Origin of the sequence: Marinomonas sp. KMM3893 (genome assembly GCF_004352855.1) — a bacterium.
GTDB classification, from domain to species: domain Bacteria; phylum Pseudomonadota; class Gammaproteobacteria; order Pseudomonadales; family Marinomonadaceae; genus Marinomonas; species Marinomonas arenicola.
The window spans coordinates 369,950-392,431 of sequence record NZ_SJSC01000002.1; the positions used below are offsets into that span (position 1 = coordinate 369,950).

Genomic DNA, 22,482 nt, shown 5'->3' on the forward strand with positions numbered 1-22,482 from the left:
TGGGTTAGCAGCGTTCTATTTGGACACGAGAAAGTTGGTTGTTTCTTTGTTGTCTAGTACGAGTTCATCATCGGAGCGGTCTTTTAATTTCACCCCTGATAGCTGCAGTTTTCTGGCTTCTGTCAGTAGGTAGTAGGCCTTTCTGGCCGCTTCTTGGTATTTCAAACCGGCAGGACGAACATTAGAAATACAGTTACGATACGCGTCTGTATGGCCCACTTTTCCTTCCCAAGTTAGGTAGAGTCCCAAGCTGTCTGGAGAACTTAGTCCAGGGCGTTCGCCAACTAAAACCAACACGCATTTGGCGTTTAAACGCTGACAAATATCATCACCGATAGCGACTCGCCCCTGCTCGACTAGGCAAATGGGCGCCAGTGTCCAAGGTTTTTTAGCTTCTGATGGTGTTGCTTCTGCTTCTGCAAGAGCAGCGTCATCGTTATGGCTAAGTGGTAACAGTTCAAACAGTGCGTTTAAAAAAGGCAGAGTATTTTGTTTTACAGCCAGAGCGGATAAGCCATCAACCACGGCAATAGCCAGATCGTAGCCTTGAGGGTTGTCGGCGCTATGAGCATCGAGCTGGTCAGCTGAAGCTGGGTCTAATAGACGTCCGAAATCAGGTCGCTGTAAGTAGCTGGCTCTGTCTGTGGCACGGCTATGCAGTTGCAAGGGCGCGCAACGAGGCGCCCAATCTTGATCGATTAAGTGACGACTCAAATCAGACACATCTAAGGGCGTGTGGACCGCGTCGATTGCTTGTGCATGGGCTAACTGAAAAGCCAGCAGATGCTTGGTCGGCACACTGACCCCTGCGCGACCGAGGCCCACCCTGGCATCGGTAAAAGCGTTAAGCTTACTCCATGCGTTGGTGGTGACCGGCTCCATGGGGTCGTTGTGAGGATGGGTGGGGCTGAGATGGGGTTTATTATGATCTGGCTTGTCCATCAGTGGCCTCCAATCATACGGCTAAGTGATTTATGAAAGGCCGCTGGCAGTTGGTGGTTGAGGGTGAATTGCTCGTTATTTTTGAATATCTCCATTGTGGCTAACCAAGCATCGAATTCTGGCGCTGGTTTTAAACCTAATACTCGACGGGCATAGAGAGCATCGTGAAATGATGTCGTCTGGTAGTTCAACATGATGTCGTCAGAGCCTGGGATACCCATGATAAAAGTGCAGCCAGCAACGCCGAGCAGTGTGAGCAAGTTGTCCATGTCATTTTGGTCGGCTTCGGCGTGGTTGGTGTAGCAAACGTCACACCCCATAGGTAAGCCAAGCAACTTGCCACAGAAGTGGTCTTCTAAACCGGCGCGGGTGATTTCTTTGCCGTCGTATAAGTATTCAGGACCAATAAAACCAACCACAGTATTGACCAACAGAGGGTTAAATTTACGGGCCACGGCATAGGCTCGCGCTTCACAAGTTTGTTGGTCTAAACCATGGTGCGCATTGGCAGACAAAGCGCTGCCTTGGCCGGTTTCAAAGTACATGACGTTGTTGCCAACGGTGCCACGGTTCAATGACAGCGCTGCATCTTGGGCTTCTGCTAAGGTGTTGAGGTTAAAGCCAAAGCTGTCATTGGTCGCTTGAGTGCCGCCAATGGACTGAAACACCAAGTCCACAGGAGCGCCTTGATCAATGCATTCTATCGTGTTGGTGACATGGGTCAGTACGCAGGACTGGGTAGGAATCTCATAATGCTGAATGACTTCATCCATCATGCGGATTAGGCGCGAGGCTTGTTGGACATTATCTGTCGCAGGGTTAATGCCGATCACGGCGTCGCCATTGGCGTACAACAAGCCATCCAACATACTGGCGGCAATGCCCGTTAAGTCATCGGTAGGATGATTGGGCTGTAAGCGCGTAGAAAGGTGACCAGGCAAGCCAATGGTGTTTCTAAAGGCGCTTTTTACATGGCATTTCTTGGCGACTAGGATGAGATCTTGGTTGCGCATAATCTTGCTGACAGCGGCCGCCATTTCTGGCGTGACCCCCGCGCGAATGCTTTCTAGGGCCGATGTTGTGGCTAAGTCACTCAGTAACCAATCGCGGAAGCCGCCAACGGTTAAGTGGGCAATGGGCGCAAAAGCCAGCTTGTCGTGATCGTCTATGATTAACCGCGTGACTTCATCTTCTTCATAGGGAATAAGCAGGTGTTCCAGAAACAAGGAAAGCGGCACATCGGCTAAGGTCATTTGTGCAATGGCTCTTTCTTCTGCGTTACGAGCGGCCACACCTGCAAGTCGATCCCCTGAACGAGCAGGGGTGGCTTTTGCCATTAAATCGGCAAGATCGGTAAAACCAAACGTGCGCTCGCCAACCATATGACGAAATTGAAAAGCAGAATTGGGACTTGTCATAAACAAACTCTCGTTGTTATTTTGTTTTGACTCAGTATTAATAGGGTCAAATAAGATGAATCAAAAAAGGTATAAATGTTGCTTATATAGAGCTTAATAAATACCACCATGAGTGGTTATCGAATATTGGCAAAAAGAATAAATCTATATTTATCAATTATTTATGAAATATTTAAATGAAAGTTTTGCGTTATTTCGTTATTCACTAGGAATAAGTTATGTTTGATAAATGCATAAACGCACCAAATGAGAGCGTTGCTGTTAATGTCAGCGAAGCTCGGGATGCCGATTTACACGCCAGTAATTTGACCAATTGGCAACAGGAATACGATCAAACGAGTCGTGGTCGTTTTTATGGCAGCATTGTTGAATTACCGTTTGAAGGGTTGCAAGTATTTCGTGAACATACGAATCAGGCGTTGCAACAAAAGTGCGTTGTTTGGCCAAATTCTGTGTGGTTAGGAATTCCCTTGGCGGATCAAGCGGAGGGTCGTATCAATGGGTTGGCCGTTCAACCCAATACTATTATGTGCCGTCCTGGCGACTGTCACTTTGAGTTGACTACGCCGCAAGATTACAACTTATATGGTTTAGTCGTGGACCATCAAGCCTTGATGAAAGTGGCGGCTATCCATGGCGTGAAGTTAAATTGGCAAGAGCTAACAGAGCATGGCCGATTGGGTGTGCCTGATAAAACTTTGGGAGAAGTGCGTTTTTTATTAGCGCGACTTTTATCAAACCAGAACGCAGGGGCCGCGGTTCGATTGCAACATGATATTGTGATGATGGCCTTATTAGAAGTGCTCAAAGTGGAAACGCCGCAGCCCGTGAAAACACAGAGTTATGTGCACCGGAAAAGCGTGGTAGATTGTGCCCGACATTTTTTGGATCATCATTTAGATACGCCGGTAACCGTCACCCAATTATGTGAAATAGCCAACGTTAGTCGTCGTACCTTGCAGTACAGTTTTGAAAGTATTCTGGGCATGAGTCCGATTCAGTATTTGCGCATCAGCCGATTGAATGGGGTTCGCCGAGAGTTAATTAATGCCGATCATACCCAGTCCGTGAGCGACATTGCAGTCCGTTGGGGATTTTGGCACCTGAGCCAGTTTGCCAAAGACTACCGTCAGCTTTTTGATGAGCGCCCATCGGATACTTTGGAGTGGCGTGGATAACAAAGTAAGCCAAATTGGCTTCTTTTTAACAATCCCCTTTCCCCTACCTTAGCTACTATCGTCCCCGTGATAATCCCTGTCGCGCCTAATTATCCTATCTGCGCACTAGAGCGAGATCGAGTGATCATAATAGAGAGAAGCACGAACGGCTCTACCCACCAAACAATAGTGGTGAGGGAGTTAACCTAGGTTAATTTCATTTGTGTGGTTTTCCTTTAGTCTTTGCCTTAACAAGCTCGCCATAGAGGACGCAGTCATGAAAACACTTTCACCAGAGTTACAGCATTATCTCACCGATTTAGGGTTGGCGGCACCGCATCAGCCTTCCTTAGCCTTTGTCCAGCAGTTACAAGGTCGCCATGTGGCGCGTCATAGCTTTAACAGCTTGTCAGTGGTGCTAGGAGAAGCCTTACCACTCGACCTTGTCTCACTGAGCGATAAGTTTGTGACGAGGGGGTTAGGTGGTTACTGCTTTGAACACAATAAACTCACCTTTGAGCTGCTCGCTGCATTGGGTTATGAGGTTCAGTTGGTGCTCGCAAGGGTGCTGAATAATCGAGACATAAACGCCCCTAGAACCCATAGAGTCACCTTGCTCACGTTGGATGGCAGCCGTTATTTGATCGACACTGGCTTTGGCGCAAATGGGCCAATTTCCCCATTGCTATTAACCTCTGGATTACGACAAACCTCAGGGCTTGATCATTATCAAGTGACGAGCCATGAGACGCGTTTTGGCGTGCGTGAATACGAGTTGCAGATAGAAAAAGATCAGGCGTTTTTTACCCTTTATCGCTTCGATTTAGCCACATACAGCGATGCAGATTGTGAATTAGGCCACTTTTATTCACATAAACATCCCCATGCTGTGTTTGTGAATAACCTTATGGTGAGCGTAAAGGATCAACAAAGAACCGCGTCGTTGCAAAATGAAAACTTCAAAATGGTCACACGAGACGGAACACAAATACAGCAAATTGAATCCGCAGAAGCGCTACAGTCTTTGCTCGCGGATGTGTTCTCGATCGCGCTGGAATTGGTGGTCGCTGAGCACCTATTTGACCGTTTTATCGGCGCTAAATGGATCGCAGAAAAAAGGAGAGAGCAATGAGTTCCCTATTTACTTTGTTGCTCTGGGCTTGGTTGATGGCCTCGTCCTTTGTGGTGTCTGGAAATATGTCCGCGTACGCCAGTCCGCTCGCCACTTCTGGCTTTCGCTTTTTATTAGCGCTGGCGGTGATCACAATTGCACTCTTGTTTCGTTGGCATAATGCGAAGCTCAACATGGCTGAGCAGTGTCGGCAGTTGTTTCAGTCTTGGCGACGAGTGTGCCAATATCTTTTGATCAGTGGTGCGCTGGTGGGCTTCTTTGTTGGCTTATTTAGGGCGCTGCAATCCACTACGCCACTGCACACTTCTGTGCTGTATACCTTGATTCCTTTGATGGGAGTGCTGATTGCTAGAGTATGGTTAAAAGAGCGCACTTCAGGCGTGCGAATACTAGGGTTTCTATTGGGAACAATAGGGGCGCTGAGCGTATTATTGGCAACCCAACAGGCGCTTAGCTTCCAGTGGAATTCAGGGGATTCCATTTTCCTAGGAGCGTGTTTTTTATTGGCTTTACATGTGGTGTCAGTGCAAAAATGGGGGCGCTCACTTAACGCCTTGTCAGGCGCCTTTATGATTATGTTGTTTGGCTCAATATGGTTGTTGCCTGTGACATTAATCTGGGGAGACCTTGCGGGTGTGAAATGGTCGCACAGTGGTTTTTGGGTGAATGTTTTGTACCTGACTTTCTTCACCACACTGCTGACCTTTATCCTACAACAACGCTTAGTGGTGCAGGTGGGGGCGAGCCGATTACTGGCGATCTCTTATACCATTCCTGTCTGGGTTGCCTGTTATACGGCGTTGTCACAGTCGCATTTAGGGTCCCTATTGGATGCTGGCTTTTTGATGGGAGTCTTGCTGTTATTGCTTGCACTGGTGCTTATTGACGAACGAATTAAACAGAGAAGTAGTCTTCATGGACAAGGTACATCTGCAAAATAATGTGTTCTCTTACTTTAACCGGCTAGGTGACGAAATCGATTGGAAAAGGCTTTCCACGCCGATTGAAGTGCATTTAACGGCGAAATCAGAGTATTTATTTCAGCAAGGAGAGAGCGCCGAGCGCTTGTATTTTTTGCACTCAGGCTTGGTGCGTTATGTCAGTGTGTCTGGTGAGGGAAAAGAGTTTACGCAGACGTTTGCCAAGGGGCCTAGAATCATAGGTTCGACCCGATCCATGGTGACAAGGTCCCCAGTGTTGTTTGGAATCCAAGCACTTGAAGACAGCATTATCACCTCCTATGACTGGGGAGAGTTCTACCAACAGATGCGCCGCGATAACGCATTTTTAGAGTGTTATAGCCATTTTTTGGAAGAGATTTTCATCCTCAAAGAGGAGCGAGAGAACACCTTTGTTAAGGACTCCGCTGAGCGTCGCTATCTGGATTTTTGTGTGGCCTTTCCAGATTTGAAAGAGCGAATCCCTCAGCAGTACATTGCCTCTTATATTGGTATTACGCCGGTGGCATTAAGTCGTATTCGTCAGAAATTAAAGCTAAAAAACCGCCTTTAGCGTTACTTTCTCATAAGATAAAGGAAATACGCGCCGCCAAGAAGTGACGATAATAAACCTGCCGGAAACTGCCACGGAAACCAAAGTACACGGCCGACCCAATCGGCAATGACCATGACTAAAGCGCCTAATAAACAGGCGGTGATCAGTTGTTTTTTTGCCGTATTTTGACTGAGCGAACGAGCCATGTGAGGGGCGAGTAGACCGATAAAGGTCAGCGGCCCAATGATGGCTGTGCATAATGTAGTGAGGGCCGCGATCAGTAAAATCAATACCCGCCGAACCATAAGGCTGTTGAGGCCGACACTGTTGGCAGAGACCTCGCCAAGAGCAATCAAATCTAACCAACGATGCAAGAGAATGGCCATTGTGCCGAAAATCATCACGCCCACGCCTAATATCGCTGCGTCTTGATAGCTTACTAAGTAGGTAGAGCCAGAGAGCCAAGTCAATAAACTGCTGACATCCTCTTGCCCTGAAGACATGACGATGCGCATGATGGCGTCCAATCCTGCACTTAACGCAATGCCCGTTAATAAAAGTTGCGCAGGGGCAAAGCGATGTTTTTTGCCGAGCCACCAAATAACCCCAGTGACCGCTAATGCGCCTAAGGTGCCCAGCATGATTTGCTCGTAACGGTTGATGCTGAGCCCCAGTAAGGCACAAATCACCAAGGTCAACGCAGCGCCAGAGCTGATGCCTAACACTTCAGGGCTTGCCATAGGGTTATTGGTCAAGCGCTGTACCAAGGTGCCAGCAATCGCTAAGCCCACCCCAGCAAACAGCGCGCCTAAAATACGCGGTAAGCGCAAATTTACGATGTTTTCATTGATGAGTAGATTCCAGCCTTGGGGGTCTTTGCCTACCCATAAGGCCGCCAGGCTAGTTAACACCAATACGATGAGCAAAGTAATGAACAGCGGTATAAAGCGTCGATGGCGCCAATCGGGCACAGTGTCTTCTGTCGCGCGAAGTTGTGACGGCCACGTTTGTCGGTTTAATAACCACAGCAGAAATGGTGCACCGAGTAGCGCTGTCATGGCGCCAGTTGGCAATAAATCCCCAGTGGCCGCTGAAATTGGCTGAGTAAGTTGGTCTGCCAGTAAGAGCATCAAAGCGCCAATCATACCGCTGATGAGGATCTGCGCATTAAGATGGCGAACCCCCAAGAGTCGAGTAATACCGGGGGCGACTATGCCAATAAAACCAATAATACCGACCTCGCTGACCACCACCGCGGTGACAAAGATAACCAAGGTCAGCGCAATCAGTTTAATACGCTTTACATTGACGCCAATGGTGTTGGACACGCTGTCGCCTAGAATAAGCGCTGACAAGGGGCGCTGCATCAAAAAGAGTCCGGCCAGCGGCACACACAAAAGAGGGAGTAAGCGGTGAACCGACTCCCAGCTGTTTTGGTTGAGCGCTCCCGCTCCCCAGATAAAGACACTGCTCAAATAGCGTTCATACACCAGCATTAGCATGGTATTAATTGCCCCAATGAACAAACTGATGACCATGCCTGAGAGCACTAAATGAATGGGTGCAAAGCCTTTTTTAGCGGCAATCCAAAAAACCAACAAGCTGGAAAAAGCCGCGCCTAAAAAGGCCGGAATAAAGCTGGGTAATGCTAGGCCTGCGGGTAAAAACAATACCCCAGCCACCATCCCCAGCTGTGCGCCTGACGCCACACCAAGCGTCGTAGGTGCAGCAATGGGATTACGTAGCACAAACTGCATGACACAGCCTGCAATGGCGAGTGAAAAGCCACAAATCAAAGCAATAGTAAGCCTAGGAAGGTAGGTCATATGGACAATCAACTCTTGGTAATTGCTTGTGTCGTAAGCAAAAAGAGTACGCTGTATCAGCGTCCAGCCGCCGGAGTAAGGCACCGTCAGGTGGATCAATACCGAGATAAGTAAGGCGCTGGCCACTAGACCAAACGTCAGGCTAAGGCGGAAGGTGTTGTTCATAAAATACAAAGACCGTTATGGCTGTTCGGTGAGTAGATTAACCAGTTGGTTACTGAATCTTTGTGCCGCCAGCAGCCCGCCATAGCTCCAGATAGGAGGTAACTCGTAGACTTTATGTTGCTGGCTGAAGGCCATGGCTTTCCATAAAGGCGAATTGAGAAACTTTTTCTTTTCGGCCTTTTTTACCGATTGCAAAAGAAACACATTGGCTTGTTGATGCTCGGCAATTTTTGCAATCTCGACGGTTGAAAATCCCCAGAAATTGGTTTTTCCGTGCCATTCATTTTTCAGTCCCATGGCGTGAATCGTGTCATTGATCAAGGAGCCTTTGCCTTGAAAATGCAGAGTGCTGTTGTCCACGATACGGACAAATAGCAAGGGATCTAGGTTAGGGTGAGCGGCGCGTATGGTCTCGCCATTTTTTCTTAACAGTGTTTGAGTGTGCGCAATAAGTTTTGCCGCGGCTTGGCGTTTGCCTAAAATATTACCCAGTTTGAGGGTTAAGGCCTGTACGTTTTTGAGCGGTGTCTTTTCCTCGTTGTACACATTGTACATTATGGTTGGCGCGATCTTGCTTAGCTTGTCGTAGGCTGGCGATAAGCTACTACTGATCAAAATGAGATCGGGCTTTAGGCTAGAAATGAGCTCCAAATTGGGTTCGTTTCGTGCGCCGACATCCAAGATTCCTTTGGGCAAAGTAGGGCGAATTACCCATTGTTGGTAGCCTTTTATGTCTGCGATACCTAAAGGCGTGACGCCCAAACTGATCAGGGTTTCTGTGGTCGCCCAGTCGATGGATATGATGCGTTTTGGTGGCGTTGCGAAATCACTAGCCGTCAGCTCATGTGTGATTGGATTCGCGGCGGCTAGGCCTGAAAAAAGCATAGATAAACCAATGAGTAAGTACTTCAAAATAGCCTCTTTAAGGGATGTAGCTGATGGGGTGGCCGGACGTGGGGTGGGCAAAAAGTGCCAGATCCATGCCGTAAATCTGTTTTAGAACATCGACTTTCATTATGTCCTTGGGCTTGCCTTGAGCGATGACTTTGCCACTATGCAACGCGATTAAATGGTCACTGAATTTGGCGGCCATATTGATATCGTGAAGCACCATAATGACGGTGAGTCCTAGGCTCTGGTTTAATTCTCGAATCAGGGCAAGAAGCTCGTGCTGGTGAGAAATATCCAGTGCAGACGTTGGTTCATCGAGCAGAATGCATTCGCTTTGTTGGGCCAGTAACATAGCCACCCAAGCGCGTTGACGCTCTCCACCAGACAAGGTGGCGACAAATCGATCTTGGTAGTTTTCCAAGCCCACCTTCTCAATGGCTTGCGTTACCAAATTGTTGTCTTGATCTGTGTAGCGGCCGAACGCCCCCTTCCACGGATAGCGCCCAAAACGAACCAGCTCTTTGACTGTGATGCCGTCTGTGATCGGCGGGTGCTGTGGCAAGTACGCCACCTTCAAGGCAAAGTCTTTTTGTTTAAGCTGACTAACTGCCTGATTCTCAAGTAATACTTGTCCATGAGACGCTTGATTCTGGCGGCTTAATAATTTCATTAACGTGGATTTGCCACAGCCATTGTGACCCAGCAAGGTGGTGACAACACCCTTTTCAAATGTGATGTTCGTGGGGTGCAGTATGGTATGGCTCGACACGGTGAAGGCCGCATTATTCAGTTGAAACATAGAGTGTGTTGTACTGGGTGAATTTGCACCATACAATAACATATAAAATTAATATTAATAATGCTTCTCATTTGATGTTTTGGTGTTTTTATCAATGATCTCGATGAGGTACGTCAGCTGAGACCCAAAAAGAGCGAATTTTATGGCGCAAATCACAAGTGTAGAGCAACTCAATAGGCTTTACTCTGCCCCTCATCCGATCGTCGAAAACAAAGCGGTGTACGCGTTGGATTCTCACATCAAGACCTTTATTGAACACAGTCCTTTTGTGGTGTTATCCAGTCGAACTTCTGAGAACTTGTTGGATGTCTCGCCTCGCGGTGGAGAGCCAGGTTTTATCAAGATTTTAGACGACACTCATTTGCTGATACCCGACAGCCCAGGCAATAATCGTCTTGATACCATTAAAAACTTATTGGTGAATCCAGCAATTGGCGTCTTGTTTACTATTCCAGGCATCAATGAAGTGGTGCGACTTAAGGGAACCGCTTCTATCCATGATGATCCGGAGTTACTGGCGGGCTGCCCAGATGGCGCGAAAGTCCCTAAATTGGTCATCAAAATAGCGATTCAGGAGATGTATTTCCATTGCCCAAAAGCCATGATTAAAGGCAAAATTTGGTCGAATGACGCTCAGACATCGCGTTCTATCTTGCCAAGCCTTGGGCAGATCGTAAAAGAACAACAAGGTTTAGTGGATATTGGTGAGTAGAGAAAAGGCGTTACGCTCCGCCGAGGATAGGATCAGCGGAGCGAAAGGATTAAGCTGAGCCCGCTTTTTCCTTGCTGATAATTTCTTCAAGCGCTTCTTTAAATACGTCAGCAGGTTGGCCGCCCGAAATGGCGTATTTGTTGTTGATGATCACAGTCGGTACAGATGTGATGTTGTTTTGCTGCCAAAAGGCTTCTTTTTGGCGAACTTCATCGGCAAACTGACCGCTCTCCAAAATGCCTTTTGCTGCTTTTGGGTCTAGACCTACGGCTGCGGCAAGGCTGGCCAACACATCATGGTCGCTCACATTTTGAGCATGAGTGAAATGCGCTTTGAACAAGGCGTTTTTTAATTCTGCTTGTTTCTCTTCATGTTCTGCCCAATGCAACAGTCGATGGGCGTCAAAAGAATTCCACATGCGACTTTCTGGTTTGAAGCTAAAGTCGAAACCCACTTCTTGTCCACGCTCTTTGATGGCCTGACGGTTCTGGTCAGATTGTTCTTTTGAAATGCCGTATTTCTGCTGGATGTGCTCATCAAAATCTTGCCCTTCTTGAGGCATGTCAGGATTAAGCTCAAATGGCTGGAACGTCATGTTGGCGGAGACTTTGTCGTCTAATTGCGCCAAGGCTTGATTAAGGTTTCCCAATCCGACAACACACCATGGGCACATAACATCGGAGACAAACTGAATATCGATTTTATCTTTCATTGTGTAATTCCATATATATTTAAATTAGTCACTATTTAAAATGGTTGGGGGCAATGATAAGAAATTAAAACGTTTTCCTGCTAATTGCTGGTAATTTACACAATAGACAAGCGCTAAGTTCGATATTCGCTCGACGTTTTTGTCTGAGATCCGCCAAAATCGTTAAGGTGCAAACGCCTTCATAAAGGTATCTACAGCATTTTTTGTCCACTTTTCAATCTGTATTTGTGACGGTACAGAGTCCGCATACATCACGCCAATCATGTGACCTTCTCCTCTGAGCATACTAATAAACAAAGAAGCGGCTTGCTCTACACCAATGGATTGCACCTTGATTTCATTTCTATCGGCGGCGCGAGCAATGTGTTCAGAGATAATTTCTAGGGTCATTTTTGGCCCAGCCGTATAGAAAGCATCTGCGATATTTGGAAAGCGAATCGCTTCGGCAGCCACTGTGCGAAAAAGAGCTAAACCCTCGCGAGATAAGGTAAATTTTAGATAGGTATAGCCAATTTCAGCGAGTACTTTATCAATACTATCCGCCGATGCTTGGATCGCTTTGACTTGCGAAATGGTATTTGAACAGCCCTTTTCAATGACCGCAAAAAACAAGGCTTCTTTGTTTGGATAGCGGTTATATACCGTTGCTTTTGATACCCCAGCTTCTTTTTGAATCATGTCTGTGGTGGCGGCTGAAAAGCCACGTTGTAGGAATATTTTCGTCGCAGCTTCCAGCACAAGTTGTGCTTTTGGGTCCTGCGGTGCCGGTTGTTCTGAGGTCACAATTCTTCACCATTTTTCATTTTTGAGGAAATAGATTCTATTCTCATTTTTATCTTGACACAAGGTGTACCGATCGGTTTAAAATATACGAAATTCAACTGTACTGATCGGTTCAATTTTTACTTTAAATTCCAATTAATAAAGGTTTTTATGGTATTTATTGGTTCTTTCAAAGCTAAACTAACCAGTTTATTTCTAGAGATATTATACGATATGACGAAGGGTTTAAAATATTCCCGTTGGTTTCAAGGCGGCTTGGTTATCACGGCCTTAGGGCTGATGACAGGTTGTGCTCTGATACCGAAAAGTACCTTGTCCGCAGAGGACAGCAAACCAGAGGTGAGTGTTAATTGGGAAGCACTTAAAACAACGAGCTCGGTGGCGACGCCTGTTCGTTGGTGGACGCTGTTTCACGATGATGTTTTGTCCTCGCTGGAAAGTAGAGCAGAGAAAAATAACTTAGATTTGCAGTTGGCCGCGATTCGTTGGAAAGAAAGCCGCGCGCAATTGGGCTTGGTGTCTTCTCAGAAGAATGTTCAGCTGTCTGTCGATGGTGGCTTTAGTAGCATAGGGTTGAGTGAAGACGCTCCGCTTGCTGGTGTTGGTGCTCCGACTTCCCGTATTGATACTTGGAGCTTGAGTACTGGCGCAAGCTGGGAAATGGATTTCTGGGGATATTTAAGCGACAAAGAAAAAGCCGCGAAAGAACAGTTGCAAGCCACCGCCTTTGAAAACGACATGGTGCAAGTCTCGTTAAGTGCAGACATTGCGCGTAACTATTGGCGTTTACGCGGCGTTCAGGCACAGCAGCAGTACCTTCAAGAGCAAATAAAAATCGCGAAAAGCCGCTATGGTCTAGCGCAAAACCGCGAGCGAAATGGCGTAGGCACCAATTACCAAACGCAAACAATTAAAGCTGAGTTGTCTGATGTGACGGCGAAATTGCCTTCTTTACAGCATCAAGAAGCGGTGTTGAAAAATGCACTGGCGTTATTGTTGGGCTTGTCGCCGCACGCTTTAGATCTTGAATTAAGCGGTCAGCCAAAAGCGCCTTCTTTACCGACTGTATTAGCGGTTGGTGTGCCGTCTGATTTAGCGCGTAATCGTCCTGATATCTTGATGGCGGGCGCCAAATTGAGAGCAAGCATCGCCCAAGTAAGCGCGGCGAATGCTGATTTTTACCCACGCATTCGTTTAACCGCCTCAATCGGCGCCTTGTCGAACGATTTGTCTGATTTGGGCAGCTGGGACTCTCGTCAATACTCTGTCGGACCTTCTTTCCACTTGCCAATCTTTGAAGGCGGAAAATTACGCCAGACCTTGGCATTAACCGAAGCGAAACAAAAAGCGGCGGCGGTTACTTATCGCAAAACCGTACTGTCAGCGTGGCATGAAGTCGAGAACTCATTGGGTGCTTGGACCTCAGAAAGTGAAAGTGTGCGTCGCTTAAATGCCGCACAAAAGCAGCGTGAAGTAGCATTGCACGCGGCGCTTAGATCCTTCCAAGAAGGGGCAGCAGACCGTGGCGATGTATTGAATGCGCAACAGTCTTTGGTTGCCGCGAAGCGTTCTTTGATGGATGGGCAAGTGAGTCAAGCATTGGCCATGGTCGCTCTTTATCGTTCATTGGGCGGTGATTGGAGTGGCGATGTTAAGCAACCTTTTTCAGGTGAGAAGGTGTCGAAATGACCGCAGTTGTGCAAAGTCCAGTAGTGGACAGCGCGCCTCAGGCCAGTAAACCCACTCCGCCGCCAGGCCCTGCTTTTGGCGTTCGCTTAGCCATTGGTTTATTGGGCGTGTTGTTGGCGGCCATGGTGTCTGGTTTGAACAGCCGCTTGCCTTCTTTGGGAGAAGCCGATTTTTTAGGCGCCATGGGCTTTAGTAGTGATCAAGGCTCTTGGATTACCACTTGGTACGAGGCGGGTGAGCTGATGGCAATGCCGTTTGCGTGTTGGTTGTCGATTACCTTCTCGTTACGTCGCTTTCAGATTATCGCGCAAATCGGCGTGATCACTATTGCCGTGTTTCTACCTTTTATCCAAAACGCTGAATTGTTCATGGGGCTGCGTTTTGTTCAAGGTTATTTCGCGGGTTCCTTGGTGCCTGTTTTGATGATGTCGGCGTTGCGCTTTTTGCCACTGTCGATTCGTTTACACGGCTTAGCCTTGTATGCCATGACAGCAACACTGGCACCGAATGTGGCCGTTTGGTTAGCCGCTTTATTCTTAGACAAAATACATGACTGGCGCTGGTTGTATTGGCATGTCATTCCTTTAGGTCTGTTGTCGATCAGCTTTGTTTATTACGGAATCCCTAAGCTGCCACAAATGAGATCGCGCATAAAAGAAGCGAATTACCTCGGTGCTTTTTGCGCTGTGTTCGGCATCATTGCTCTGACGATTACTCTGACTCAGGGAATACGGATGGACTGGTTGAATTCTAGTTTTATTCGTGGCACCGCGATGATAGCAACGGGTTTATTGGTGTTGTTCCTGTGGTCGGAATTCCACCATCCGACTCCTTTTATGCGTTTGCAGTTATTGTCAAAGCGTAATTTAGGTTTGGGATTCACCTTGTTCTTCGCATTATTGATTGTATTGGCGAGTGGTGTGTCTATGCCATTGCAATTACTAGCACAAACTCAGGGTTTCCGAATGGAGCAACTCGCGTCCATTGGTTTGTGGATAGGTTTGCCGCAGATCTTCTTAGGTTCTGTTGTTGCCTTCTTGTTGTACCAATCATGGGTGGATGCTCGAGTTCTGTTTTCTATTGGTTTGGCGTGCATTGGTAGTGCTTGTTTGTTGGCCTCTAATGTCACCAGTGAATGGATGACGGCGCAATTCGTTACCGCTCAAGTACTGCAAGCAATCGGCCAGCCAATGGCGGTAGTGTGCTTGTTGTTTTTGGCAACCAGCGTGGTGCAACCAATGGAAGGGCCATTTGTATCCGGCATCATTAACACCTTGAGAGCCTTGGGCACCATGGTCGGTGGTGTTTTGATCGGTCAAATTATGGTGGTTCGTAATCAATTCCATTTTGAAGATTTGTTGGCTCACTGGAACAACGCATCCATCTACGAAACGCAAGTACACACCAACGCTTATTGGGCTGGCGAGTTGGCTAAACAAGCGGGTGTGCTGTCGGGAGAAGATATTTTTATCGGACTCGGTGTTGCGGCTTTTGTGATGATTCCATTGGTAATGTGTTTGATGTATATCCCTGCGCCAAAAGTGGTGAAGCCTGCTTAATAGGCTGCAAAACGTGAAAAATTCGGCCTCTGTGCCTTTACTAATAAGTTATTTAAATAGGTTAGACATGATTAAGAATATTCGTTACTCCGCTGTCATTGCATTGGTTGCTGTTGTCGTGGGCGGCGGTGTTTGGCAATTAAACCAGCATGCGTCTAATAACGTAGATCAAGCGACCGAAGACGCTTATATTGATGCAGATTTGACCGTTATTTCGCCGCGCATTAGTGGCGTTGTCGATCAGGTTTTTGTGTCGGACTACACCTCTGTCAAAGCGGGCGATCCTTTGGTGAGCATTGATGAGCGTGATTTGGCGATTGCTCATAAAGAAGCGCAGGCCGATGTGATGACGGCGCAATCTTCGTTGGCTATTTTAAACGCACAGATTGCCCGCCAAGGGTCTTTGATTAAGCAAGCGGAAGCAAACTTGTCGCTCGATAAAGCGAAGCTAAGTTTGGCGCAAGCGAATCAGAAACGCTTTAAAAACCTAGCTCGTGATGGGGCTGGAACCGTATTGGCGAAGCAACAAGCCGATGCAGACTTGCAAACCCAGCAAGCCATTCAGCAGCGCGACGAAGCGACCTTGGAATCCACCAAGCAAGCGGTGGCGATTTTAATGGCGCAGCTTAAACAAGCAGAAGCCAAGTTAGAATCCGCTCAAGCGAAATTGAACGGCGCTATTTTGCAGCAGTCATACGCGAAATTAACCGCGCCAGAGTCTGGCATGGTCGCTCAGGTTCAAGCGCGTAAAGGGGGCCACGTTAATGTTGGTCAGCCTCTGCTAACGATTGTGCCTATTGATAAGGTATACATCGAAGCGCAATATCGTGAAACACAACTGGCGCACGTTCGAGAAGGGCAGCCAGTAACCATTAAAGTAGACGCCTTGCCAGATGTGACTCTAAGAGGCACGGTTGAGCATATTGCGCCAGCGAGCTTAGTGAGCTATTCCCCTATTGCTGCGCACAACGCAACGGGTAACTTTACTAAAATTACCCAGCGTATTCCTGTGCGCATTCAGCTAACACCAGGGCAAGCGGCATTGACGCAACTGCGTGTGGGCATGTCGGTTCGCCCAGTGATTCATACGGATCAATAAGCGCGCATACTACACAGACTAGAGTGTTCTATTTTTAAGAGGTGGTTTATGAAAGGATCTCAGATTACGTTTTATACCTATTATGGACGAGCGTACCAAAATCATAATGTGCCTGAATATTTGATGGCATTGGCAGCCGAGCTAGCGTTACCTGGGGCTACGGTATCCAGCGGTTTAATGGGCGTCGGTCAGCACGGTGAAACACACAGCAAAACTTGGTTGGATGATTCCGATGAGCCAGTGCAGATCACCTTTATTGCGTCACCTGAGCAAGAAGCTCAATTACTGGAACGTTTGGAGCAAGCAGACATAAAAATCTTCTATACGCGAACGGCAGTGGAATTTGGCTATAGCGGGAAGCAATAGCCTTATCTCATGATAAGCACAATCGCGTGCTTGTCATGACAAAGTAGAATGAAAAAACGCGCTAGCATCACTGTTAGCGCGTTTTTTATGGGCTTGAAAAAGGCCGGTTAAATGACCCCTAGTTCTACCAATCGTTCGTGCAAATAGCTCTTTGCAGTGTGACGCTCAGATAACACGACAGCGGGTTTTGGGTGCAAGAAGAGTGGCAGAGAAATACGAGATTTGGTCTTGTCCGCCCCTTCTGGATTGATCACTCGGTGTGATGTCGATGGAAAGTAGCCGCCAGAGGCTTCTTGCAGCATATCGCCAATGTTGACCACTAGCGTGCCAAAGTCACAAGGAACGTCCACCCAGCTGCCGTCTTTTGCTTTGACTTGCAGGCCAGGCTCATTGGCTGACGGCAATATGGTCAGCAAATTAATGTCTTCATGGGCTCCCGCACGAATAGCGCCCAGCTCTTCGTCACCTTTCAGTGGTGGGTAATGCAACACTCGAAGCAGTGTCTGGTCACTGTTATCAACCATACTTGAAAGCGATTGAGAGTAGTGTTGAGCAATGTCAGCTGGGGTGTGTTTTTCAACCCAAGCCAATAATTCAGCCGCTAAGCTATTGGCTTCTGAGTAATACTGAGTGAGCAGGGCTTTTTTGTCTTCTGGGCACTGACCCCAAGGGTAGTAGTGAAAGTACTCCTTGATGTCTTTTTTAGTGTGGCCTTTCGCGGTTTCTGACACATCCGGAGGAAAGTAACCATCTTGAGTGCCCTTGTTGTAGCGGTAGTCGTATTTTTCTTCGCTATCAAAAAACGCCTGCCATTCTTGATAAATGGCGCTGACTAAGGATTTTTGGATTGGGTGATTCTTCAATACGCCAAAACCGGTGTCGTGAAGGGACTTAACAAAATCTTCTTGTGCAGTGGCACTGGTGTAATCTACGGCTTCTAATTTCATGATTATTTCCTGTTGGCCAAAGGCCATGTCGTTGTGCTCGCGATAGGGCGAGCAAAGGCAATATGACAGGTGCAAGGACAGAGAGCCTTGCTGCCTGTTGAGAATAAAATAATGCGACGAAGCAGGGCGTTAAGAAGACCAACCACTGTGGAAAAAGAGACGTAAGTCGATAGACTCCGCATGATAATGACGTTGCCAATCAGCCAAATCCATCGCACAGCCAAACGCAGCGACGTATGTCGGTGTGCTTAACAAGGTAGATGAGGATGCAAAGGACATGTTTGTCATTCCTTAATTGGGTGAATGGTTCTGTTATCGAATAGATCGAGAGCGATCTAAAGGCAGTCAGTTTACCGTTTGGGTTGCTTATTTTGAAGCGAAACCGAGATAAATTGTGCGTTCGGGCTAGGCAAATGCAAAGCTTGTCCTATACTGCAAAGGTCGGCGCGTCTTTATTGGCCGAAATTTCCTATGTAAAACAGCCTTATTCTGAGGCATTCCAATGACGTGAGTTCCCTGCGTTTTCATAAAAAAAGAGGGCAAATTAGTATGAATGCATTTTTTGATTCGTTTAAAGATCACTTTCTAATTTCAATGCCACATCTTGATGACCCACATTTTCAGCACACCGTGGTTTATCTTTGCGAACACACTGAAGATGGCGCAATGGGCATCATAATTAATCGCCCATCTAATATCGACTTTACCGAATTAGCGGATCATCTAGGTATGCAGATAGCGTGTCCATGGTTAACATCTGAGCCTATTTATAATGGTGGTCCTGTTGAAGCAGAACGAGGGTTTATTCTGCATACCGCGGATAAGTCGTGGAGCAATACGTTAAAAATTACCAGTGATGTGTCGTTATCGGCGTCGTTAGAAACGTTAGAGCATATTTCTGAAGGCAATGGCCCTGAAGCGTTTCGTATTACGTTAGGGTGTGCCGGTTGGGACGCTGGAAAACTGGAGTCTGAGATTGCGAATAATGATTGGCTGGTATGTGAGGCTGATTTAGACGTATTATTCCATACTCCAAGTGACATGCAGTTTACCGCCGCCACTAAGGTGTTGGGAATTGACATGGCCAGACTTTCACCGGATATAGGACATGGTTAATGACAGTAACACCGTCACAGAGCGATAACCAAAAGCCCAATACCGTTAATACGGTATTGGGCTTTGATTTTGGTACCACTCGAATGGGGGTTGCCATAGGGCAATCATTCACCGGGAGTGCGACGCCATTAGCGCCACTTAAGGCCAAAGAAGGCATTCCTAATTGGGATGAGATTACTAAGCTGGTTGATGAATGGAAGCCAGATGCCTTTGTTGTGGGATTGCCATTAGACATGGACGGTTCGGAAAATGAGATGTGTCAACGCGCACGTAAATTTGCCAAGCGCCTCCATGGACGCTTTAATCGCCCTTACCATATGATGGACGAGCGTTTGTCGTCCTTTGAGGCGAAAGGCCAAGTGATTGCACGCGGCGGCAATCGTAATTTTAAAGAAAATTCAGTAGATGGATTGGCTGCTCAGATGATTTTAGAAACCTGGTTTATGGAATCGAAAGAATAGCCGTCACCAATCAGTATGCTGGCAGGCACGAGTGGATAAAGTGTCTGTTGATTTCAATACATAGTGGAGTAGAAATGAAGTTAGATTTAGAGCAATCTCTGGCGTCGATGAAGACACAGCTCACCGCGTATTGTTCGCAAAAAGGCATAACAAATCCGATCGTTGTTGGGATTCACACTGGTGGCGTTTGGGTCGCGGAGCAGTTGATGTCGGTGGTAGACACAGATGAGGCATTGGCCACGCTCGACATTACGTTTTATCGTGATGACTTCACCCGAGCGGGATTAAACCCAAAAGTGAACCAAACACTGTTGCCAGCGATTGAAGATCGTCACGTTATTTTAGTCGACGATGTTTTGATGTCGGGCCGCACCATTCGTGCCGCCATGAACGAGATTTTTGACTTCGGTCGCCCTGCGAGCATCAGCTTGGCCATTCTCTATGATTTGGGACAGCACGAACTGCCGATTCAAGCGGATGTCATTGGCGAGCGATTGCAACTTAATCCTGACCAAAGAGTTAAGCTATCTGGGCCGTTACCCCTTACGGTTTCTGTGATTGATGGCTATTAAAGTGCTTATCACGCTTTATTTTTTAGTCTACTCGTACGACAATTAGCAGATGGATAAGGTGGTTAGCAAACGCGGTTGAAACGCTTGAGATCACATAGAACTTTCTGGCGAGCTCACCGTTTAGCGTCACACATGCCCAGTAATGGAATACTCCTTGCTGGGCATTTTCCTATCTTACATAGAGAAAGACGATTCTGTCTTTGCAGTTTGAGGAAAGCAAACCATGATGCGATCCGACCCTCGGGCATTACAGTTAAATGAACACGGTCAGCTAAAACATTTTTTAACCTTGGATGGTTTGGACAAAACCATATTGACGGAAATCCTAGATCGAGCAGATTCGTTTCTCTCAATGGGTGAACAGTCAGTTAAAAAAGTCCCCTTGCTTCGCGGTAAAACCGTTGTAAACCTATTTTTTGAAAACTCCACTCGTACCCGTACTACGTTCGAATTGGCCGCTAAGCGCCTGTCTGCCGACGTCATCAATCTTAATATTGAAACTTCCGCCACCTCGAAAGGGGAATCCCTTCTAGACACCCTTAAAAACCTAGAAGCGATGCAGAGTGATATGTTTATTGTGCGTCATTCAGACAGTGGTGCGGCGCACTTTATTGCGGAACATTGCACACCGAATGTGGCGATTATTAACGCCGGCGATGGTCGCCACGCGCACCCAACTCAAGCGATGTTGGACATGCTTACGATTCGTCGCCACAAAGGCACGTTTGACGGGCTGAAAGTAGCCATCGTAGGGGACATTTTACACTCTCGCGTTGCGCGTTCTCAGCTTCATGCTTTGACGACCTTAGGGGTTGAAGAAGTGCGTTTAGTGGGGCCAAAAACCCTAGTGCCTGAGTTCTTTACCGAAATGGGCGCGACCATTTGTCATGACTTAGAAGCCGGTCTGAAAGACGTGGATGTCGTGGTCATGTTACGCCTCCAAAAAGAACGCATGAAAGGCGCTTTATTGCCAAGCGAAGGCGAGTTCTACCGTCTATATGGTTTGACGGAAGAGTCCCTGTCATGGGCGAAGCCTGATGCCATTGTAATGCACCCAGGGCCGATTAACCGTGGTGTTGAGATTTCCTCAGAAGTCGCAGACGGCGAGCATTCCGTTATCTTAGATCAAGTCACCAATGGCATCGCGGTGCGCATGGCGGTGCTGTCGATGGCGATGAGTGGTCAGTTGCAACGTGATGAACCGCAAACGGCAGGGGATGAATAAGACAATGAAATTACGAATTCAAAATGGTCGTGTAATCGACCCTAGCCAAGAACTAGACCGTGTCACCGATCTGTACGTAGAGAACCAGAAAATTGCGGCAATAGGCGAAGCGCCTGCAGGTTTTGAAAACGCAGAAGTGATTGACGCAAAAGGGCTTTGGGTATTGCCTGGGCTGGTGGATCTGGCCGTGGCGTTGCGTGAGCCTGGATTGACTCAAAAGGGCAGTATTGCCACCGAAGGTCGTGCGGCAGTGTCTGGAGGCGTCACCACCTTGGTGTGCCCGCCTGATACCAACCCTATTGTAGACACGCCTGCGGTCGCGGCCTTGATTCAAGACAAAGCCGATGACGCTGGCATGGCGAATGTTTTCCCACTTGGTGCCTTGACCCAAGGTTTGGACGGCGCGCATTTGAGCAACATGGTATCGCTAACGGACGCAGGTTGCGTCGCCTTATCGAACCATCGTCGTCCGATGGCAAGCACTAAGGTGCTGTCGCGAGCCTTAGAATACGCCGCCACCCACGATCTATTGGTGGTCTTCCACCCAGACGAAGGCAGTTTGTCGGAAGGCGGTTGTGCGCATGAAGGCTTGATGTCTACCATGCACGGTTTAGCGGGCATCCCTGAGACGGCAGAAACCATCGCCTTGATGCGTGACTTGCTGTTGGTCGAGAAAACCGGCGTACGAGCCCACTTTGCTCGCTTGTCTTGTGCGAAATCGGTTGAAATGGTGGCCGATGCCAGAGCGTCTGGTTTGGATGTGACGGCCGATGTGGCAGTGCACAACTTATTGCTCAGCGATCAGGTGCTTAACCAGTTTAATGGTCACTACCATGTGCTGCCGCCATTGCGCAGTGAAGGCGACCGTTTGACCTTGATTGAAGGCGTCAAAGCCGGTGTGATCAGTGCAATTTGTTCTGATCATCAGCCCCACGAGAAAATGGCAAAAATCGCGCCGTTTGCCGCCACTGAGCCGGGTATGGCGAATGTCGAAATACTGTTGTCGCTTGCTATGCAGTTGATGGATGAAGGGGATCTAGACCTGTCTACTGTGCTGTCTTCTTTAACCTGCGGCCCTGCCTCTTGCTTTGGCTTGGAAGCCGGTACCTTATCGGTGGGCAGTTTTGCAGACTTTGTGTTGTTTGATAGCACGGCCCAATGGCAGTGGACCATGGAAAATCGTAAAACCAAAGGCCAAAACTCGCCTTATTTAGGGGAGCATTTCACCGGTCGTATTATGTCGACCTTTATTTCTGGGCAGCGAGTCTACCAGTTGGTGTAATCATCATTGGCTTGATAATCACTAGGGCAAAGCTAGAAATCGTCTAAGGCTTTGCCCTATTTGATTGTTTAGTCTTTACTTTTATAATCGACTCGTTAATCTGATTATTCAGTATCTACTATTTTGGTTCATCTA

23 protein-coding genes are annotated in these 22,482 nt (G+C 47.6%); 14 read left to right on the forward strand and 9 right to left on the reverse strand.

Going from position 1 to position 22,482, the window contains the following annotated elements:
- Positions 1 to 15: 15 nt before the first annotated feature.
- Positions 16 to 882 (reverse strand): ethanolamine ammonia-lyase subunit EutC, encoded by an 867-nt coding sequence (gene eutC, locus E0D71_RS06155; protein WP_165942968.1) that lies wholly within the window; start codon positions 880 to 882, stop codon positions 16 to 18.
- A gap of 59 nt (positions 883 to 941) precedes the next feature.
- Positions 942 to 2,360 (reverse strand): ethanolamine ammonia-lyase subunit EutB, encoded by a 1,419-nt coding sequence (locus E0D71_RS06160; RefSeq protein ID WP_133002439.1) that lies wholly within the window; start codon positions 2,358 to 2,360, stop codon positions 942 to 944.
- A gap of 218 nt (positions 2,361 to 2,578) precedes the next feature.
- Between E0D71_RS06160 and E0D71_RS06165 the strand changes: the two genes are divergently transcribed.
- From E0D71_RS06165 to E0D71_RS06180, 4 genes are all read left to right on the forward strand, one after another.
- Positions 2,579 to 3,538: a helix-turn-helix domain-containing protein gene (locus tag E0D71_RS06165; protein WP_133002440.1), complete on the forward strand. Its 960-nt coding sequence runs from the start codon at positions 2,579 to 2,581 to the stop codon at positions 3,536 to 3,538.
- Positions 3,539 to 3,794: 256 nt separating this feature from the next.
- Entirely contained in the window at positions 3,795 to 4,649 is an 855-nt protein-coding gene (locus tag E0D71_RS06170; RefSeq protein ID WP_133002441.1) for an arylamine N-acetyltransferase, read from the forward strand.
- The gene (locus E0D71_RS06175) at positions 4,646 to 5,590 is read left to right on the forward strand and encodes a DMT family transporter (RefSeq protein ID WP_133002442.1); all 945 of its coding nucleotides are present in this window, start codon (positions 4,646 to 4,648) and stop codon (positions 5,588 to 5,590) included. Before E0D71_RS06170 ends, E0D71_RS06175 begins: the two co-directional genes overlap by 4 nt.
- A complete protein-coding gene (locus E0D71_RS06180; RefSeq protein WP_133002443.1) occupies positions 5,565 to 6,161 on the forward strand; it encodes a Crp/Fnr family transcriptional regulator in 597 nt (198 codons plus the stop codon). Before E0D71_RS06175 ends, E0D71_RS06180 begins: the two co-directional genes overlap by 26 nt.
- A gap of 2 nt (positions 6,162 to 6,163) precedes the next feature.
- On the opposite strand, the gene fhuB is transcribed toward E0D71_RS06180, so the two are convergent.
- The 3 genes from fhuB to E0D71_RS06195 are packed head-to-tail and all read right to left on the reverse strand — an operon-like array spanning position 6,164 to position 9,824.
- Complete coding sequence (fhuB, locus tag E0D71_RS06185; protein ID WP_133002444.1) at positions 6,164 to 8,134, reverse strand: Fe(3+)-hydroxamate ABC transporter permease FhuB; 1,971 nt, start codon at positions 8,132 to 8,134, stop codon at positions 6,164 to 6,166.
- Positions 8,135 to 8,149: 15 nt separating this feature from the next.
- The gene (locus E0D71_RS06190) at positions 8,150 to 9,046 is read right to left on the reverse strand and encodes an ABC transporter substrate-binding protein (RefSeq protein WP_133002445.1); all 897 of its coding nucleotides are present in this window, start codon (positions 9,044 to 9,046) and stop codon (positions 8,150 to 8,152) included.
- Positions 9,047 to 9,056: 10 nt separating this feature from the next.
- On the reverse strand, positions 9,057 to 9,824 hold the full coding sequence (locus E0D71_RS06195) for an ATP-binding cassette domain-containing protein (RefSeq protein ID WP_133002446.1): 768 nt from the start codon (positions 9,822 to 9,824) through the stop codon (positions 9,057 to 9,059).
- A gap of 142 nt (positions 9,825 to 9,966) precedes the next feature.
- Here E0D71_RS06195 and E0D71_RS06200 point away from each other — a divergent pair, with 142 nt between their 5' ends.
- Positions 9,967 to 10,536, forward strand: coding sequence for an MSMEG_1061 family FMN-dependent PPOX-type flavoprotein (locus E0D71_RS06200; protein WP_133002447.1), 570 nt, complete (start codon positions 9,967 to 9,969; stop codon positions 10,534 to 10,536).
- A gap of 49 nt (positions 10,537 to 10,585) precedes the next feature.
- Here the strand turns inward: E0D71_RS06200 and E0D71_RS06205 are convergent, their stop codons facing one another.
- Both E0D71_RS06205 and E0D71_RS06210 read right to left on the reverse strand, forming a co-directional pair.
- Positions 10,586 to 11,248, reverse strand: coding sequence for a DsbA family oxidoreductase (locus tag E0D71_RS06205; RefSeq protein WP_133002448.1), 663 nt, complete (start codon positions 11,246 to 11,248; stop codon positions 10,586 to 10,588).
- Between the two features lie 162 nt (positions 11,249 to 11,410).
- Positions 11,411 to 12,031, reverse strand: coding sequence for a TetR/AcrR family transcriptional regulator (locus E0D71_RS06210; RefSeq protein WP_207923341.1), 621 nt, complete (start codon positions 12,029 to 12,031; stop codon positions 11,411 to 11,413).
- Positions 12,032 to 12,244: 213 nt separating this feature from the next.
- On the opposite strand from E0D71_RS06210, the gene E0D71_RS06215 reads away from it, so the two are divergent.
- From E0D71_RS06215 to E0D71_RS06230, 4 genes are all read left to right on the forward strand, one after another.
- The gene (locus E0D71_RS06215) at positions 12,245 to 13,720 is read left to right on the forward strand and encodes an efflux transporter outer membrane subunit (protein WP_165942959.1); all 1,476 of its coding nucleotides are present in this window, start codon (positions 12,245 to 12,247) and stop codon (positions 13,718 to 13,720) included.
- Positions 13,717 to 15,279: an MFS transporter gene (locus E0D71_RS06220; protein WP_133002450.1), complete on the forward strand. Its 1,563-nt coding sequence runs from the start codon at positions 13,717 to 13,719 to the stop codon at positions 15,277 to 15,279. Before E0D71_RS06215 ends, E0D71_RS06220 begins: the two co-directional genes overlap by 4 nt.
- Before the next feature lie 67 nt (positions 15,280 to 15,346).
- Entirely contained in the window at positions 15,347 to 16,378 is a 1,032-nt protein-coding gene (locus tag E0D71_RS06225) for an HlyD family secretion protein (protein ID WP_133002451.1), read from the forward strand.
- A 48-nt stretch (positions 16,379 to 16,426) separates the two neighbouring features.
- A complete protein-coding gene (locus E0D71_RS06230; RefSeq protein WP_133002452.1) occupies positions 16,427 to 16,744 on the forward strand; it encodes a DUF190 domain-containing protein in 318 nt (105 codons plus the stop codon).
- Between the two features lie 107 nt (positions 16,745 to 16,851).
- Here the strand turns inward: E0D71_RS06230 and E0D71_RS06235 are convergent, their stop codons facing one another.
- Together E0D71_RS06235 and E0D71_RS17380 are read right to left on the reverse strand one after the other, a co-directional pair.
- Positions 16,852 to 17,691 carry a 2OG-Fe(II) oxygenase family protein gene (locus E0D71_RS06235; RefSeq protein ID WP_133002453.1) on the reverse strand — a complete coding sequence of 280 codons (840 nt, stop codon included), beginning with the start codon at positions 17,689 to 17,691 and terminating at the stop codon, positions 16,852 to 16,854.
- Positions 17,692 to 17,820: 129 nt separating this feature from the next.
- Positions 17,821 to 17,970, reverse strand: coding sequence for a hypothetical protein (locus E0D71_RS17380; RefSeq protein WP_165942960.1), 150 nt, complete (start codon positions 17,968 to 17,970; stop codon positions 17,821 to 17,823).
- 270 nt (positions 17,971 to 18,240) lie between these two features.
- Here E0D71_RS17380 and E0D71_RS06240 point away from each other — a divergent pair, with 270 nt between their 5' ends.
- The 5 genes from E0D71_RS06240 to E0D71_RS06260 all read left to right on the forward strand — a co-directional run bounded on the left by E0D71_RS06240 (position 18,241) and on the right by E0D71_RS06260 (position 22,347).
- Positions 18,241 to 18,807, forward strand: coding sequence for a YqgE/AlgH family protein (locus tag E0D71_RS06240; protein WP_133002454.1), 567 nt, complete (start codon positions 18,241 to 18,243; stop codon positions 18,805 to 18,807).
- Positions 18,807 to 19,268: a Holliday junction resolvase RuvX gene (gene ruvX, locus E0D71_RS06245; RefSeq protein ID WP_133002455.1), complete on the forward strand. Its 462-nt coding sequence runs from the start codon at positions 18,807 to 18,809 to the stop codon at positions 19,266 to 19,268. Before E0D71_RS06240 ends, ruvX begins: the two co-directional genes overlap by 1 nt.
- Positions 19,269 to 19,342: 74 nt before the next feature.
- On the forward strand, positions 19,343 to 19,840 hold the full coding sequence (pyrR, locus tag E0D71_RS06250) for a bifunctional pyr operon transcriptional regulator/uracil phosphoribosyltransferase PyrR (protein ID WP_133002456.1): 498 nt from the start codon (positions 19,343 to 19,345) through the stop codon (positions 19,838 to 19,840).
- A 223-nt stretch (positions 19,841 to 20,063) separates the two neighbouring features.
- On the forward strand, positions 20,064 to 21,065 hold the full coding sequence (locus E0D71_RS06255; RefSeq protein ID WP_133002457.1) for an aspartate carbamoyltransferase catalytic subunit: 1,002 nt from the start codon (positions 20,064 to 20,066) through the stop codon (positions 21,063 to 21,065).
- Positions 21,066 to 21,069: 4 nt separating this feature from the next.
- Entirely contained in the window at positions 21,070 to 22,347 is a 1,278-nt protein-coding gene (locus tag E0D71_RS06260) for a dihydroorotase (RefSeq protein ID WP_133002458.1), read from the forward strand.
- Positions 22,348 to 22,482: the final 135 nt, after the last annotated feature.